The sequence below is a fragment of the Sphingobium fontiphilum genome (assembly GCF_014196635.1).
GTDB classification, from domain to species: Bacteria; Pseudomonadota; Alphaproteobacteria; order Sphingomonadales; family Sphingomonadaceae; genus Sphingobium; species Sphingobium fontiphilum.
Map to the genome: position 1 here is coordinate 1 of NZ_JACIEB010000017.1, position 1,236 is coordinate 1,236.

1 protein-coding gene is annotated in these 1,236 nt (G+C 61.1%); it reads right to left on the reverse strand.

Translation table 11 applies throughout. From position 1 onward, the window contains the following. Positions 1 to 7: 7 nt before the first annotated feature. A protein-coding gene (locus GGR44_RS16655) for an IS3 family transposase (RefSeq protein ID WP_425511334.1) occupies positions 8 to 1,155 on the reverse strand; the annotation gives its coding sequence in 2 pieces (ribosomal slippage) (positions 8 to 906 and positions 906 to 1,155; 1,149 coding nt in all). Positions 1,156 to 1,236: the final 81 nt, after the last annotated feature.

Below are 1,236 nucleotides of genomic sequence, written 5' to 3' on the forward strand. Positions count from 1 at the left end.
TGCACTGCTACCCAACCTTGGACCGCTCGGGTCTAGAGATTTCCGCCTGGTCCGGGTCCGGAGGGCTGGTGGCTCCGGTCGGGTTTGCCAACATGATCGGGGGGATATTCCCGATCGCGCTGTGCGGTCGCTCTTCGTTATAGTGTCTACGCCAGCGGTCCAGCTTCTCGCAAGCATCTTCCAGTGACAGGAACCAATGCGTGTTCACGCATTCGCTGCGCAGCTTGCTGTTGAACGCCTCGATGAAGGCGTTGTCCGTCGGCTTGCCAGGCCGCGAGAAGTCGAGCGTCACGCCCCTCTGATAAGCCCATAGATCCATGTCTCGCGAGACGAACTCGCTGCCATTGTCCACCCTGATGGTCTTAGGATAGCCCACCTTCCGGCAGGTCCGATCGAGCGTGGCTACGACGTCCTCGCCGCGGTAGCTGAACCGCGCGTCGATCACCGGCGAGAACCGGCTGAACGTGTCGACCACGGTCAGGATCCGCAGCTTGCGTCCCGTTGCCAGTTGATCATGGACGAAGTCCATCGCCCACACATCGTTCGGCCGAACCGCCGGCGCACGATCCTCCCGCAGCTTTGCCTTCACTCGCCTCTTGGGCGTCTTGTTACGCAGCTGCAGGCCCAACTCCCTGTAAAGCCTGTAAACCTTCTTGGCATTCACGGCCCAGCCTTCTCGGCGAAGGATGTGATAGACGCGGCGATAGCCGTAGCGGACGTGTGTCTCGCAGATGGCCTTGATCCGCTTCTTGATCGCGGCCGGATCGGTGCGACGGGACTTGTAGTGGTAGCTCGAGGTGTCGAACGGAAGGACCTTGCAAGCCCTCCGGATCGACACGCCCCAGTCCGCCAGCATCCCGCCGACCAGCTCGCGCTTCCGATCCGGCCTCAGAGCTTTCGGCGCACGATATCCTGCAACATCTCCCGGTCGAGCGTCAGGTCCGCCACGATCTTCTTGAGGCGGCCATTCTCCTCCTCCAGTTCGCGCAGCCGCCGCATCTCCGTGGGCAGCAGCCCAGCGTATTTCTTCTTCCAGTTGAAGTACGTCGCTTGGCTGATCCCAGCTTTGCGGCAGACCTCCGCCACTGGCGTACCTTCTTCGCCCTGCTTGATGACGAACGCCTTCTGCGCGTCCGTAAACTTCGATGCCTTCATGCCGCGCCTCCTTGCCCAGCCAAGGAAATCTGAGGCTGAAAACTCTAGCTCAAAGCGATCCAGTTTTCAGGTGGCAGAGCA